This is a genomic window from Mycobacterium genavense ATCC 51234 (assembly GCF_000526915.1).
In the GTDB taxonomy this organism is placed as follows: Bacteria; Actinomycetota; Actinomycetes; order Mycobacteriales; family Mycobacteriaceae; genus Mycobacterium; species Mycobacterium genavense.
The window spans coordinates 217,676-231,210 of sequence record NZ_JAGZ01000003.1 but is presented as its reverse complement, the minus strand read 5'-3'; the positions used below and the strand labels follow the sequence as shown (position 1 = coordinate 231,210).

At 68.6% G+C, this 13,535-nt stretch carries 11 protein-coding genes and 3 pseudogenes; 11 read left to right on the top strand and 3 right to left on the bottom strand.

Features of this window, described 5'->3' with window-relative positions; translation table 11 throughout:
• Positions 1-291: 291 nt before the first annotated feature.
• From dapB to T428_RS0108780, 3 genes are read left to right on the top strand one after another with little or no spacing between them, the layout of a single operon-like run.
• On the top strand, positions 292-1,029 hold the full coding sequence (gene dapB, locus T428_RS0108790; protein WP_025736180.1) for a 4-hydroxy-tetrahydrodipicolinate reductase: 738 nt from the start codon (positions 292-294) through the stop codon (positions 1,027-1,029).
• Entirely contained in the window at positions 1,026-1,484 is a 459-nt protein-coding gene (locus T428_RS0108785) for a hypothetical protein (protein ID WP_025736179.1), read from the top strand. The genes dapB and T428_RS0108785 overlap by 4 nt, the downstream gene beginning before the upstream one ends.
• A 50-nt stretch (positions 1,485-1,534) precedes the next feature.
• Positions 1,535-1,936 carry a flavodoxin family protein gene (locus T428_RS0108780; RefSeq protein ID WP_169733640.1) on the top strand — a complete coding sequence of 134 codons (402 nt, stop codon included), beginning with the start codon at positions 1,535-1,537 and terminating at the stop codon, positions 1,934-1,936.
• Positions 1,937-2,007: 71 nt separating this feature from the next.
• Here the strand turns inward: T428_RS0108780 and T428_RS31030 are convergent, their stop codons facing one another.
• Positions 2,008-2,676, bottom strand: coding sequence for an oxygenase MpaB family protein (locus tag T428_RS31030; protein ID WP_169733633.1), 669 nt, complete (start codon positions 2,674-2,676; stop codon positions 2,008-2,010).
• Here T428_RS31030 and T428_RS26705 point away from each other — a divergent pair.
• Positions 2,651-5,876 (top strand): annotated as a pseudogene (locus T428_RS26705) (acetyl-CoA carboxylase family protein). The gene T428_RS31030 and the pseudogene T428_RS26705 sit on opposite strands and share 26 nt — an antisense overlap.
• A gap of 20 nt (positions 5,877-5,896) precedes the next feature.
• On the opposite strand, the gene T428_RS31860 reads toward T428_RS26705, so the two are convergent.
• Positions 5,897-6,226 carry a PE-PGRS family protein gene (locus tag T428_RS31860; protein WP_084298696.1) on the bottom strand — a complete coding sequence of 110 codons (330 nt, stop codon included), beginning with the start codon at positions 6,224-6,226 and terminating at the stop codon, positions 5,897-5,899.
• A gap of 131 nt (positions 6,227-6,357) precedes the next feature.
• On the opposite strand from T428_RS31860, the gene T428_RS0108760 reads away from it, so the two are divergent.
• From T428_RS0108760 to T428_RS0108745, 4 genes and pseudogenes are all read left to right on the top strand, one after another.
• Entirely contained in the window at positions 6,358-7,140 is a 783-nt protein-coding gene (locus tag T428_RS0108760) for an SDR family oxidoreductase (RefSeq protein ID WP_025736175.1), read from the top strand.
• Positions 7,137-8,316 (top strand): annotated as a pseudogene (locus T428_RS26700) (acyl-CoA dehydrogenase family protein). Before T428_RS0108760 ends, T428_RS26700 begins: the two are co-directional and overlap by 4 nt.
• Positions 8,313-9,410, top strand: coding sequence for an acyl-CoA dehydrogenase family protein (locus tag T428_RS0108750; protein WP_025736174.1), 1,098 nt, complete (start codon positions 8,313-8,315; stop codon positions 9,408-9,410). The pseudogene T428_RS26700 and the gene T428_RS0108750 overlap by 4 nt, the downstream one beginning before the upstream one ends.
• A 5-nt stretch (positions 9,411-9,415) precedes the next feature.
• Positions 9,416-10,642, top strand: coding sequence for a glycosyltransferase (locus tag T428_RS0108745; RefSeq protein WP_025736173.1), 1,227 nt, complete (start codon positions 9,416-9,418; stop codon positions 10,640-10,642).
• On the opposite strand, the pseudogene T428_RS26695 reads toward T428_RS0108745, so the two are convergent.
• A pseudogene (locus T428_RS26695) lies at positions 10,639-11,387 on the bottom strand (dienelactone hydrolase family protein). The gene T428_RS0108745 and the pseudogene T428_RS26695 sit on opposite strands and share 4 nt — an antisense overlap.
• Before the next feature lie 41 nt (positions 11,388-11,428).
• Between T428_RS26695 and T428_RS0108735 the strand changes: the two are divergent.
• From T428_RS0108735 to T428_RS0108725, 3 genes are all read left to right on the top strand, one after another.
• A complete protein-coding gene (locus T428_RS0108735; RefSeq protein ID WP_025736172.1) occupies positions 11,429-12,229 on the top strand; it encodes a thymidylate synthase in 801 nt (266 codons plus the stop codon).
• The gene (locus T428_RS0108730; RefSeq protein ID WP_025736171.1) at positions 12,226-12,711 is read left to right on the top strand and encodes a dihydrofolate reductase; all 486 of its coding nucleotides are present in this window, start codon (positions 12,226-12,228) and stop codon (positions 12,709-12,711) included. The genes T428_RS0108735 and T428_RS0108730 overlap by 4 nt, the downstream gene beginning before the upstream one ends.
• A gap of 90 nt (positions 12,712-12,801) precedes the next feature.
• Positions 12,802-13,500 (top strand): cell division protein DivIVA, encoded by a 699-nt coding sequence (locus T428_RS0108725; RefSeq protein ID WP_025736170.1) that lies wholly within the window; start codon positions 12,802-12,804, stop codon positions 13,498-13,500.
• Positions 13,501-13,535: the final 35 nt, after the last annotated feature.

Genomic DNA, 13,535 nt, shown 5'->3' with positions numbered 1-13,535 from the left:
CCATCGGCCTGAGCGGCGGAAATATGCAGGGCCGCACGATAACTCGATGCGTTCATCCCGAATCATGCTGCCGCAAGCGTAGTTCGAGCCAGCCAATCGCGGGGCCACCGGCGTCCTGCGCAGCGGATTCCTCCGCCGGGACCGGGATCAACCAACCAAGCTGCACCCGGCGACAAAGTCCCCATGAAAGCGCCCACGATTACGCGCGGCAACGGGCCATGAAACTCTGGCTGCGGCCAAGGTGCCGCCTGCGCACGAGGCCCGTCCGGGTGCCCGTCTAGGGTGAAGGCCATGCGGGTAGGAGTGCTGGGTGCCAAGGGCAAGGTCGGGTCGGCGATGGTGGCGGCGGTGCGGGCCGCCGACGATCTGACGCTGTCTGCCGAGGTCGACGCCGGCGACCCGATCAGTCTGCTGACCGAGCACAACACCGAGGTCGTGATCGACTTCACCCACCCCGACGTGGTGATGGGCAACCTGGAGTTCCTGATCGGCAACGGGATTCACGCCGTGGTCGGCACCACCGGCTTCACCGCCGAGCGGCTGCGGCAGGTCGAGGCCTGGCTGGCCGACAGCCCGAAAACGTCGGTGCTGATCGCGCCGAACTTCGCGATCGGTGCGGTGCTGTCCATGCATTTCGCCAAGCAGGCGGCGCCATTCTTCGACTCCGCCGAGGTCGTCGAGCTGCATCACCCGCACAAGGCCGACGCACCGTCGGGCACCGCGACGCGTACCGCGAAGTTGATCGCCGAGTCGCGAAAAGGCTTGCCGCCCAACCCCGATGCCACCAGCACCGGTCTACCGGGCGCCCGCGGCGCCGACGTCGACGGCATCCCGGTGCACTCGGTGCGGCTGGCGGGGCTGGTCGCGCACCAGGAGGTGCTATTCGGCACCGAGGGGGAGACGTTGACCATCCGCCACGACAGCCTGGACCGCACCTCGTTCGTGCCGGGCGTGCTGCTGGCGGTGCGCCGTATTTCAGAACGGCCAGGGCTGACGGTGGGGCTGGAGCCCATGCTCAATCTGCAATGAGCAGGTTGCTGCGCACGCAATTGCTGATCGCGTTCCTGGGCGCGGCGATGTTGCTGTACTTCGTGCTGCTGGGGCGGTTGGCCGTCGCGATGATCGCCTCGGGCCGGGCCGCCGCCATCGGACTCGGGCTGGCGGTGCTGATCATGCCGGTGATCGGGCTGTGGGCGATGGTCACCACGCTGCGAGCCGGGTTCGCGCACCAGAAGTTGGCCCGCCTGATCGCCGAAGAAGGGATGGAACTCGACGCCAGCGCGCTGCCGCGGCGGCCGTCGGGTCGCATCCAGCGCGATGCGGCCGACGCGCTGTTCGCCACGGTGCGCACCGAGGTGGAGGCCCACCCGGACGACTGGCGGCATTGGTATCGGCTGGCCCGGGCCTACGACTACGCGGGGGACCGCCGCCGCGCCCGCGAGGCCATGAAGACGGCCGTGCAGCTACAGGAGGGGCGTCCGTGAGCAAGACGCTGCTGATCGTGCACCACACGCCGTCGCCGCACTGCCAGGAGATGTTCGAGGCGGTGCTGGCTGGGGCGACCGACCCCGAGATCGAGGGAGTGGAAGTCGTTCGGCGAGCGGCGCTGACGGTCTCGCCCGTCGAGATGTTGCGGGCCGATGGGTATCTGCTCGGCACGACGGCCAACCTCGGCTACATCTCGGGTGCGCTCAAGCACGCATTCGACTGTGCCTATTACCAATTGCTCGATTCGACACAGGGACGACCGTTCGGCTTGTACCTGCACGGCAACGAGGGCACCGAGGGGGCGCAGCGGGCGGTCGACGAAATCACGACCGGCCTGGGCTGGGTGAAAGTCGCGGAGACCGTGGTGGTTTCGGGTAAGCCGAGCAGGACCGACGTCGAGGCATGCTGGAATCTCGGGGCGACCGTGGCCACCCGGTTGATGGAGTGAATTCCGTTCAGGACGAGCGTGATTCGCCGATACGTTGCCGAACGTCGTGGCCACTATCAGTAGCCGCTGAATCAGGCCGAAAGCTCCCAGCTGCGTGCAAGACGATCGGGCAAGGCGAACGGAGCCCGTTCACCCCCTCGCTCGAGCTCGAACATCCCGCGGAGTAGATTGCGCCCGAATGGACGGGCAATGTCCAACACGAATTCATAACGCGCGGAATCACCCTTGTCCGGGCGGCCGAAAACGTGAACATAGAACCAATTGCTGATGCGCGCGATCCGCCTGACCTCGCCCCCGAGATCCGACCGCGGCACGAGCAACAGGTCCGCGGTTTTGTCGCCGATCAGATGGCGGATCAACGGTGGGATCGTATCGTCAAACCGATGAAAGGGCGTTAGCTGGTCGAGCAGCACGAGGAGCGCACGAGTCATGTCCTGCCCTTCGGGTGACGCCTTGAACTGCCTGCCACGGATGAGGTCGACGAGCGCGTTGGCCTCGCCGACGTCGAACACCAACAGGTCATGGCATACGCCGAGCTGATGCCCGATTACGTTCCACAAATGCAGGTAAGCGTCTTGATCCCGGGCCGACACTTCCACGCTGAGACGACACATCGGTTCGCCGACGACAAACCAAAAAACCAAAAGTGTCCCAAGTAGGTCCTCCTGGTTGATCGTTGTGCCCCAGTCGCGCTGCCAAAGTTGAGGCTGCTGTTTGCCACACTCCCTGTTGATCGCCAACCGCGGCGAGATTGTACTCCGGATCATCCGCACTGCAACGGAATTGGGCATGCAGACGGTCGCGGTCTACGCCGAGGACGACGCCGAGAGCCCGCACGTGCATGCGGTGGACGAGGCGATCGGGCTGCTCGGTAGCGGTCCCGACGCCTACCTGGATCAGTCCTCGATCCTGGCCACGGCGAAAAACGCCAAGGCGCAGCTGATCCACCCGGGCTACGGCTTCCTCGCGGAGAACGCCGATTTCGCGCGTGCGTGCGCAACCGCCGGGCACACGTTCGTGGGGCCGGATGCCGCTGTGCTCGAGACGGTCGGCAACAAGTCCGCGGCGCGTGCCGCCGCGGTCGCCGCGGGCGTGCCGGTCTTGCCGGCCACCGCGGGGCCCAGCAGCTTCGAGGACGTCCGCGCATTCTTCGCCGCCCACGACGGGGTCATCATGATCAAGGCGCTGGCCGGCGGAAGCGGTCGCGGGATGCGCCGAGTGGACAGCGCCGACCAGATCGACAACGCCTACCGCCAGTGCGCCGCCGAGGCGCAACTGGGGTTCGACAATCCCGCCGTGTTCATCGAGGCGCTGCTCGACAACGCCCGCCATATCGAGGTGCAGATCGTCGCGGCGCCGGCCGGGCCCCAAACGCATGCGCTTGCCCTGGGCGACCGCTACTGCAGCATCCAGCGCCGCTACCAGAAAATCGTCGCAATAGCGCCGGCGCAAGGGCTTTCGGATTCCCTGCGTCGCGAGCTGCACCTGGCCGCGGCCCGGTTGTGCGGCCGAGCGGGCCTGCGCGGGCTGGCCACCGTCGAATTCCTGGTTGCCGGTGAGATGTTCGTCTTCCTGGAGATCAACCCGCGCATCCAGGTCGAGCACACCATCACCGAGGAGACCACCGGAGTGGATTTGGTGGCCGCCCAGCTCGCGATCGCCGGAGGCGCATCCTACTACCAGTTGGGGTTGCCGTCCGGAATCGCTTCTGACGGTGAGGAAGTCATCGGCGAGCCCGCCGCCCGGTGCGGCATCGCGATACAGGCCCGGGTCAACACGGAGACCCTGACCCCGGACGGGACGGTGGCGCCCGCGGCGGGGCACCCTGATGGTGTTCTCGCCGCCGAGTGGCCCGGGGGTGCGCGTCGACACCTTCGGTCGGACGGGGCTGACGTTGACTGCACGCTACGATTCGCTGCTGGCCAAGGTCGTCACCCACGTCCGCAGGTCGTCGCTGCAGGTGGCGCTGCGCAAGTCGCGCGCCGCACTGGCCGAGTTGGGCATCGAGGGTGTGCGCACCAACATCAGATTTCTGCAGGAGCTGTTGTCCGACAGTCAGATTCAGTCGGGTGTGGTGACGACCGGCTTCCTCGACGCGAAGCTGCCCGAGCTGGCGGCCGCGGCGCTGACGCACGAGCATGACACCCGAGTGGCGCCGGTGGAGCTGCATCCCGGTGAGGAAGTGCTGCGCGCCCAGCTAGCCGGAACGGTGGTGGAGATGACACCCGAGGGCGCCGAGGTATCGCCCGGCGACCAGCTGGTCGTGCTGGAGGCGATGAAAATGCAGCACGTGCTCGTCGCGCCGGATGCGCTGCGCACGCAGCGCAATCTCGTGACGCCAGGTCAGGTCGTCCGAACCGGGGACCCGTTGGTCGTCTTCGCCCGCACCGGGGCCGGCGTGGGCGGCGAGTCCTGCGTTCCTGCAATCGATCTCGACCGGCCGCGCGCCGACCTCGACGAGGTCCGGCGCCGGCATCTGCTCACGCTCGACGAGGGCCGGGCAGCGGCGGTCGCCAAGCGGCACCACCTGGGCCGCCGCACCGCCCGGGAGAACATCGCCGACCTGATCGACGACGGCAGCTTCGTCGAGTACGGCGCGCTGGCCATCGCCGCCCAACGCAGCCGGCGCTCGGACGAGGATCTGATCGCCAACACCCCGGCCGACGGGCTGGTTGCCGGCTTGGCGACCATCGGCGCCGACCGGTTCGGGCGGGCCGCGGCCGAGGCGGTGGTGGTGTCCTACGACTACACGGTGCTCGCCGGAACGCAGGGCATGCGTAACCACGCCAAGACCGACCGCGTCTTCGACATGGCCGGCCGAAAAGGCTTGCCGGTGGTGCTGTTTGCCGAAGGCGGTGGTGGACGGCCCGGCGACACCGACGTCGGCGGCGCCGCCGGGCTGGACGTGCCGACCTTCCGGGTGCTGGCCGGACTGCGCGGTCGGGTGCCGCTGGTATCGATCGTCTCCGGGCGTTGCTTCGCCGGCAACGCCGCGTTGGCCGGGGTGTGCGACGTGATCATCGCGACGCCGGACGCCAACATCGGGATGGGCAGGCCGGCGATGATCGAGGGCGGTGGGCTCGGGGTGTATCCGCCCGAGGCGATCGGCCCGATCGACGTGCAGCAGCACAACGGGGTGGTGAGCCTGGTCGCGCGGGACGAAGCGCACGCGGTGTCGCTGGCCAAGCAGTATCTGTCGTACTTCCAGGGCAGCGTCGGTGACTGGGCGGCACCGGACCCATGGCTGGCCCGACATGTGGTGCCGGAGAACAGGTTACGCGTCTACGACGTGCGCCGGGCGATCGCGGCGATCGTCGACGTCGGCTCAGTACTCGAGCTGCGCCCCGACTACGGCGTCGGGATCGTCACCGCGCTGGTGCGGGTGGTGGGCGTGGCGTACGGGCTGCTGGCCAACAGCAGCCACCATTTGGGTGGGGCGATCGACGCGGAGGCCGCCGACAAGGCCGGCGACTTTCTCAGTTTGTGTGAATCGTTTCGGCTGCCGGTGATTTCGCTGTGCGATACACCGGGATTCATGGTCGGCCCGGACGCGGAAGCAGGCCGCGGTCCGCCGGTTCGGCCAAATGTTCGTGCTGGGCGCGCGGCTGACGGTGCCGCTGGGCATGATCGTCTTGCGCAAGGGCTACGGCCTGGGCGCAATGGCCATGGTGGGGGCTCTTTTCACGCCCCGCAATTCACCGTCGCCTGGCCGACGGGCGAGATCGGCATCGTGGGCCTGGAAGGCGCGGTGCGGCTCGGCTTCAGCAAGGAGCTGGCCGCGGCGGCCTCACCCGCCGAACGCGTGCAGCTGTTCGACAAGCTGGTGGCGGCGGCCTACCAACACGGTAAGGCGCTTCGGGCCGCCACGACGTTCGAACTTGATGACGTAATCGACCCTTCAGACTCCCGGGCCTGGATCACCAGGCTCGCGAGAGTCTGAAGGGCCATGCCGGAGGGGAATCAGGCATGGCCGGATCCGCAACCAACGCCTGGCAGACATCCAGTACCGCCCGGGACGCCACCCGGACCGGCGTTCTGGCCGCCGGAGCCACAGCCGACGCCGGGCACGCAGCCCTGGCCACCCGGGCCGCCGCCCGGGCCGTTGTTCTGGCCGCCGGATCCGCAGTTGCCATTGGCGTCGCAGCCGCCGCCACCCGGGTCGTCCTTGAAGACGATGTGGGTGGGCGCCGGGCTCGTCATCGTCGGGGCGGTCGCAAAACTATCCTCAGCGGCCATCGGTGCAGCGGCGATCGCAGCAGCAACGGCGCCGCCGATCACCAGTGGTTTCAGGAGGGTCAATTTCGCTAACATGCGACTCGCATACCCGCACGCCTGCGGACAAAACCTCTCTGGAAAAGATTGATTGCAATCGCCTTGCTCCGCCAGCGAACTGGGCCCCACACGACAAAGGGTGTACAACGATGACCACACTGGATTTGACCGGCCGTACTGCGATTGTCACCGGGGCCTCGCGCGGAATCGGGTTGGCGATCTCCCAACAGCTGGCCGCCGCGGGCGCCAATGTGGTGCTGACCGCTCGTAAACAGGACGCAGCCGATGCGGCCGCGGCGCAGGTGGGGGAACGGGCCCCGGGTGTCGGCGCGCACGCGGTCGACGAGGACGCCGCGCGCAACTGCGTGGCGCTCACGCTGGAAAAGTTCGGCAGCGTCGACATTTTGATCAACAACGCCGGCACCAACCCGGCGTACGGCCCGCTGATCGATCAGGATCATGCGCGGTTCACCAAAATCTTCGAGGTCAATCTGTGGGCGCCGTTGCTGTGGACATCCCTGGTCGTCAAGGCATGGATGGGCGAGCACGGTGGGGCGATCGTCAACACCGCCTCCATCGGCGGCCTGCATCAATCCCCGGCGATGGGCATGTACAACGCCACCAAGGCGGCGCTGATCCACGTCACCAAGCAACTCGCCCTGGAACTGTCGCCACGTATCCGGGTCAACGCGATCGCGCCGGGAGTCGTTCGCACCAGATGGGCCGAGGCGCTGTGGAAGGACCACGAAGATCCGCTGGTGTCGCAGATCGCGCTCGGCCGCATCGGCGAGCCCGTCGACGTGGCCAACGCGGTGGCGTTCCTGGTGTCCGACGCGGCGAGCTGGATCACCGGGGAGACGATGGTCATCGACGGCGGTCTGCTGCTCGGCGGCGCGCAGGGCTTCCAGATGCGGCCCGAGAGCAAACCATGAGTACCGACGATCTCGACGCCCGGATACGGGCGCTGCTGGACCAATACGACCCGGCAACCACCGAGCCGCGGGAATTCCTTGGCGCGCAATACGATGCGGGCCTGGCCTGGGTGCACCTACCGCCGGGGTTCGGCGGCCTGGGCCTGCCGCGCAAGGCCCAGGAGCGCGTCGACGCGCAGCTCGCCGCGGCCGGTGCGCCGGTGGGCGGCACGCCGAAGAACTACATCGGCATGGGCATGGCGGCGCCGACCATCGCGGCGTTCGGAACCGACGAGCAGAAGCGAAAGTTCTTGCGCCCGTTGTTCACCGGTGAACAGATCTATTGCCAGTTGTTCAGCGAGCCGGGTGCCGGTTCGGACCTGGCCGGGGTGTCCACCCGCGCCGTCCGCGACGGTGACGACTGGATCGTCAACGGTCAGAAGGTGTGGACGTCGCAGGCCCAGAACGCGCAGATGGCCATCCTGGTTGCCCGCACCGACCCGACGGTGCCCAAACACTTTGGCCTGACCTACTTTCTGTGCGACGTGACCCAGCCCGGTGTCGAGATCCGGCCGCTGCGCCAGATCACCGGCGAGGCCGAGTTCAACGAGGTGTTCCTCACCGATGAGCGAGTGCCCGACGCCAACCGGTTGGGCCCCGAGGGCGGCGGCTGGCGGGTCGCCACCACCACGCTGAACAACGAGCGCGCCGCGATCGGCTCCCGCTCCGGGGTGCCCCGCGAAAGCGGTCACATCGGCAAGGTCGCCACCGCGTGGCGACACGATCCCACACTGCGCAATCCGGCGATGCACGACGAACTCATGCGGTTGTGGGTCGAGGCGGAGGTGTTGCGGCTCGCCGGCGAACGGTTGGCACAGCAGGCCAGCACCGGGCAGCCCGGACCGGAGGGGGCGGGCATGAAGATCGCGTTTGCGACACTGGCGCAAGCGATTTCGGGATTCGAGATCGAAATGCACGGCGAGGCGGGACTGCGCTACGACGACTGGACCATGCGCCGGCCCGAGACGGTCGATTTGGTCGGTCGCGGACCCGGCTACCGGTATCTGCGCGCGCGGCAACTCGATCGAGGGCGGCACCTCGGAGATCTTGCGCAACACCATCTCCGAGCGGATTCTGGGCCTGCCCGGCGAACACCGCGTCGACAAGGACGTCGCGTGGAAGGACCTGGATCGATGAGCATCGGGGACTTGCTGTACTCCGACACCGAGGACGCGCTGCGGGACAGCGTTCGTCACCTGTTCGCCGACCGGTGCCTGCCCGACGTTCTCAACCGGTGTTACGACCCAGAGCCACAAGACCTTTCCGGGGTCTGGCGAACGTTGGCCGCCGAGCTCGGGGTGGCCGGGCTGCTGGTGCCGGAATCGCTGGGCGGGGCCGGCACCAGTGCCCGCGAGGCGGCCGTGGTGATGGAGGAGATCGGCCGCGCCGTCGCACCGGTGCCGTTTTTGTCCAGCGCGGTGCTGGCCACGGTCGCGCTGGCGTGCGTCGGCGAGACCGAAACCCTGTCCGCGCTGGCATCCGGCGAGCTCACCGCCGCCCTGGTGGTGCCGCTGTCCACCGCGCCCGGCGATCCGATCGCGGGGGTGAGCAGCGGTGGCGACGGCTTGAGCGGAGCGGTCGGCGGCGTCGCCGGCGCCGCCGAAGCCGACGTGCTCGTGGTGCCGGTTGCCGGCGCCGACGGCCTGGAACTGCACACCGTGTCCGCCACCGCGGCGGGAGTCCAGGTGTCACCGGTGCTGGCCCTCGATATGACGAGACCGCTTGCGGATGTGCGGTTTTCGGGTGCGACGTCCTCGCGGGTCGGGCCGGCGGACCCGGCGGTGGCCGCGGCGCTGGAGACCGGTGCGGCGCTGCTGGCCTTCGAGCAGCTCGGGGTGGCGCAGTGGTGTTTCGAGACCACGCTGGCCTATGCCAAGCAGCGCAAGCAGTTCGGCCGCGCGATCGGGTCCTACCAGGCGATCGAGCACCGGCTGGCGGACCTGTGGTTCGAGGTCGGAGCGGCGACGGCGGCGGCGCGCCATGCCGCCGATACCTGCGCTCGGGAGGATCCAGACGCGAGCATCGCCGCGGACGTCGCGCAGGCCTACTGCAGCGGAATCGCGGTGCACGCCGCCGAGGAGTGCGTGCAACTGCACGGCGGCATCGGCATGACGTGGGAGTATCCGGCGCACCTGTACCTCAAGCGGGCCAAGAGCGATCAGCTGGCGTTCGGCACCGGCTACCGTCATCGGGCCCGGCTGGCCGGACTGGTCGACTTGCCGGTGTCCTAATCGCCATGCGGGTGTTGCTGTCGACATACGATTCGCGCGGCGGTGTCGAACCGCTGCTGGCGCTGGCGGTGCAGCTGCAGGCGTGCGGCGCCGAGGCGGTGGTCTGCGCGCCACCCGACGACGAATTCGCCGAGCGGGCAGCAGGTTTCGGGATCCCGTTGGTGGGGTTCGGCCCGCCGGTGCGGGCGATGACGACCGCGGCGGCGCAGTCGGAGCAGGAGCTGCGCGCGCACGTGCTCGGGCTGCTTGCCGCGCAGTTCGACACCGTCGCCGCCGCGGCGCAGGGATGCGACGCGATCGTGTCGACCGCGCTGGTGTGGACGGCGGCCGGTGCCCGCTCGGTGGCCGACAAGCTCGGCATCCACTACGCCTACGCCAGCTACCACCCGACCCACCTCCCGTCGCCGTACCACCCGCCGCCGGAATTCGTCGGCCGCGGCATGGGCACCAGCGAGATGGACAACCGGGTGATGTGGAATCACAACGCCCACAACGCCAATACGCTGTTCGGCCCCACCCTGAACGGCCACCGTGCGGCGATCGGCCTGACCCCGGTGACCGACGTCCGCACCTACGCCTATACCAACCAGCCATGGCTGGCGGCCGACCCGACGCTCGGACCGTGGCAGCCGCTGGCCGACCTGCGCGTCGTGCAAACCGGCGCGTGGCTTCTGCCCGACGAGCGCCCCCTGCCGGCCGAGCTGGAGGAGTTCCTGGACGCCGGCCCGCCGCCGGTGTACGTCGGCTTCGGCAGCATGCCGCTGTGGGGTTCCAAGGAGGTCGTGCCGATGGCGATCGAGGCCGTCCGCGCCCGCGGCCGGCGTGTGCTGCTGTCCCGCGGCTGGGCCGACCTGGCGCCCATCGACGACCACGACGACTGCCTGGGCGTCGGTGAGGTCAACCAGCAGGCGCTGTTCGGGCGGGTGGCCGCCGTCGTGCACCACGGCGGCGCGGGCACGACGACGACCGCCGCCCGAGCGGGAGCGCCGCAGCTCGTCGTGCCGCAGGGGGCCGACCAGGTGTACTGGGCCCGCCGGGTGGCCGAGCTGGGCATCGGCAGCGCCTGCGACGGCCCCACTCCGCCCCCGGGCTCACTGCCGGCCGCGCTCGAGGTCGTCCTCGGCGACGAGACCCGCGCGCGGGCGACGGCGGTGGCCGCCGCGACCCGCGCCGACGGTGCGGCGGTGGCCGCGAAGTTGTTGCTCGACGCGGTGAGCCGGCGACCGCGTTAGCGCGGCAGCGCCGCGGCGAACACCTCCGTCATCGCCTCCCAGTGCTGCTCGGCGGCCGGGTCATAGAGCGGGTTGTGTCCGGGACCGCGAAGCCGTGCGCGGCGGGGTACCACTCGATGGTGTGCCGCACACCGGCCGCCGTCAGCGCCTTGTCGAGCTGTTCGGCGTGGTCGGCGGTGAACGGTGCGTCGTTCTGGGCGCCGCCGACGTAGACCGTCGCGGTCATCTTCTCGGCCAGCAGGTGCGGGCTGTCCGCGGTGTCGGACACCAGGCCGCCGCCGTGAAACGACGCCGCGGCCGCGACCCGGTCGGGGATCCGGCCGGCCACCAGCACCGAGATGCGCCCGCCCATGCAGTATCCGCACACGCCGAAGCGTTCCCCGGATACCTCCGGGCGGTCGGCCAGGTAGTCGAAGAACGCGCGGCCGTCGCTGGTGTTTTTGTCCGCCGTCAGGCCGCCGATCATGGCAAACAGGCGCTTGCTTTCCTGTTCGTCGCCGAACACGGTGGCCATGTCGAAGGGGGCCCAGTCGGGGTTGCGGTAGTACACGTCCGGCAGCAACACCGTGTAACCGAATCCGGCCAGCTTGGCCGCCATCTGGCCGAAGGTGTTGCGCACTCCGCCGGCGTCGGGGTACATGATCACGCCGGGGTGTGGGGCTTAGGTGTCGGGGCCTTCCGGGGTGAACAGCTGGACCGTGCAGGCCCCGTCGGCGGTGGTGATGGTGTCGGTGATGTTCGGCATGGCACCGTTCTACTCCTGGGATCTGGACGTAAGCTTTCCGCGTGCCGATCCCCACGCCCTACGAGGACTTACTGCGCCTGGTCCTGGAGACGGGCTCGGCCAAATCGGACCGCACCGGGACCGGCACCCGCAGCCTGTTCGGCCGGCAGCTGCGCTATGACCTGTCGGCCGGCTTCCCGCTGCTGACCACCAAGAAAGTCCACCTCAAATCGGTGGTCTACGAGTTGCTGTGGTTCTTGCGCGGCGACTCCAACGTCGGCTGGCTGCACGAGCACGGCGTCACGATCTGGGACGAATGGGCAAGCGACACAGGCGATCTGGGCCCCATCTACGGCGTGCAGTGGCGATCCTGGCCGACCCCTTCCGGTGAGCACATCGACCAGATCAGCGCCGCACTGGAATTGCTGCGCACCGACCCGGACTCGCGGCGCAACATCGTCTCGGCGTGGAACGTCGGCGAGATCCCCCAGATGGCGCTGCCGCCGTGTCACGCGTTCTTCCAGTTCTACGTGGCCGACGGACGGCTGAGCTGCCAGCTCTACCAGCGCAGCGCCGACCTGTTTTTGGGCGTGCCGTTCAACATCGCCAGCTACGCGCTGCTGACGCACATGATGGCGGCCCAGGCCGGCCTGGGCGTCGGCGAGTTCGTCTGGACCGGCGGTGACTGCCACATCTACGACAACCACGTCGACCAGGTGCGCACCCAGCTCAGTCGCGATCCGCGGCCGTATCCGGAACTCGTTTTGGCACACCGGGATTCGATCTTCGACTACACCTACGATGACATCGTCGTGAAGAACTACGATCCACACCCGGCTATCAAGGCTCCCGTCGCTGTATGACACTTCTGGGCTTGGTGTGGGCGCAGTCCACATCCGGTGTCATCGGCCGCAATGGCGACATCCCCTGGCACTTGCCCGAAGACCTGGCCCGCTTCAAACAGGTGACCGTGGGCCACACCGTGGTCATGGGCCGTCGGACCTGGGACTCGCTGCCGGCCCGGGTGCGGCCGCTGCCCGGTCGCAGAAATATCGTGCTATCCCGGCGGGCCGACTTCGCCGCCGACGGAGCCGAAGTGGTCGACTCGCTGGACACCGCCCTCACCGACCCGGAGGCGTGGGTGATCGGTGGCGCGCAGATCTATCGGCTCGCGCTGCCGCACGCCAGCCGGTGCGAGGTCACCGAGATCGAGGTCGACCTGGCCCGCGAGGACGAGGAAGCGCTGGCCCCGGTGCTCGACGAGACGTGGCGCGGCGAGACGGGCGAATGGCGGGTCAGCCGCTCCGGGCTGCGGTATCGGTTTCACAGTTATCGTCGAGCCTGAGGGCTCGCCGCCGGACCTGACATACTCGATCGGGGGTGAGCGGGGTCGAGGCAACGTGGATTGCGGAATTCCAGGGAGGGCAAATTGGCAGTGATCACCGAACCCACAACGGCATTCACCCGCAAGTGGATGGGCTATGACGCGGCTGCGGTCGACGCCCACATCGAGATGTTGACCACCAAGCAGAATCTGCTGCTCAACGACGTCGAAAGCCTGCGGGCCCGGCTGAAGGAATCCGGCGAGGAAGTGGCCGCGCTGCACAAGGAGGTGGTCGCGCTCACCGACACCTCACCCGCGCCGCACGCGATCCAGCAACGGATGGCGAAGATGCTGAGCCGCGCCGTCGACGAGATTTCCGAGATGCAGGCCGAGGCGCGCGCCGAGGCCGAGGCGATGATCGCGGCGGCCGAAGCCGAAATCGAGGCCGAGCAGCGCAAGCACCGCGAGGTGCTGGCGGATCTGGGCTCGCAGCAACAGGCGATGGAAGCGCAGTATCGCGAAACCAAGCAAGCGCTCGAGGCCGAGCTGGCCAGCATGCGCGAGGATGCCCAGCGGGCGCGTGAGCAGCTGCTCGCCGAGGCCAACGAGCGCGTCGAACGAGACCGCGAGGAGGCGCGGCGGGCGGTGCGCGCCGCCAGCGAGCAGCGGATCAAGGTGCTGGAACAACTGATGGGTGTCTTCCGCGACCTGGAGACCGTTCCGGCCGCTCTCGAGGCGGCCTACCACGAGCAGAAGAACCCGCCGGAGGCCACCGCCGCGCCGATGGACGACAAGGTCAGCACGGGGTGAGCCTTCGCCGACGGTGACCGGTTGACCGGTATTCT

Bases quoted from the DNA above. Each gene is read 5' to 3' on its own strand.
- T428_RS0108780 (WP_169733640.1), top strand. From the start codon at position 1,535: ATGTTCGAGGCGGTGCTGGCTGGGGCGACCGACCCCGAGATCGAGGGA.
- T428_RS0108760 (WP_025736175.1), top strand. From the start codon at position 6,358: ATGACCACACTGGATTTGACCGGCCGTACTGCGATTGTCACCGGGGCC.
- T428_RS0108750 (WP_025736174.1), top strand. From the start codon at position 8,313: ATGAGCATCGGGGACTTGCTGTACTCCGACACCGAGGACGCGCTGCGG.
- T428_RS0108730 (WP_025736171.1), top strand. From the start codon at position 12,226: ATGACACTTCTGGGCTTGGTGTGGGCGCAGTCCACATCCGGTGTCATC.
- T428_RS0108745 (WP_025736173.1), top strand. From the start codon at position 9,416: ATGCGGGTGTTGCTGTCGACATACGATTCGCGCGGCGGTGTCGAACCG.
- dapB (WP_025736180.1), top strand. From the start codon at position 292: ATGCGGGTAGGAGTGCTGGGTGCCAAGGGCAAGGTCGGGTCGGCGATG.
- T428_RS0108785 (WP_025736179.1), top strand. From the start codon at position 1,026: ATGAGCAGGTTGCTGCGCACGCAATTGCTGATCGCGTTCCTGGGCGCG.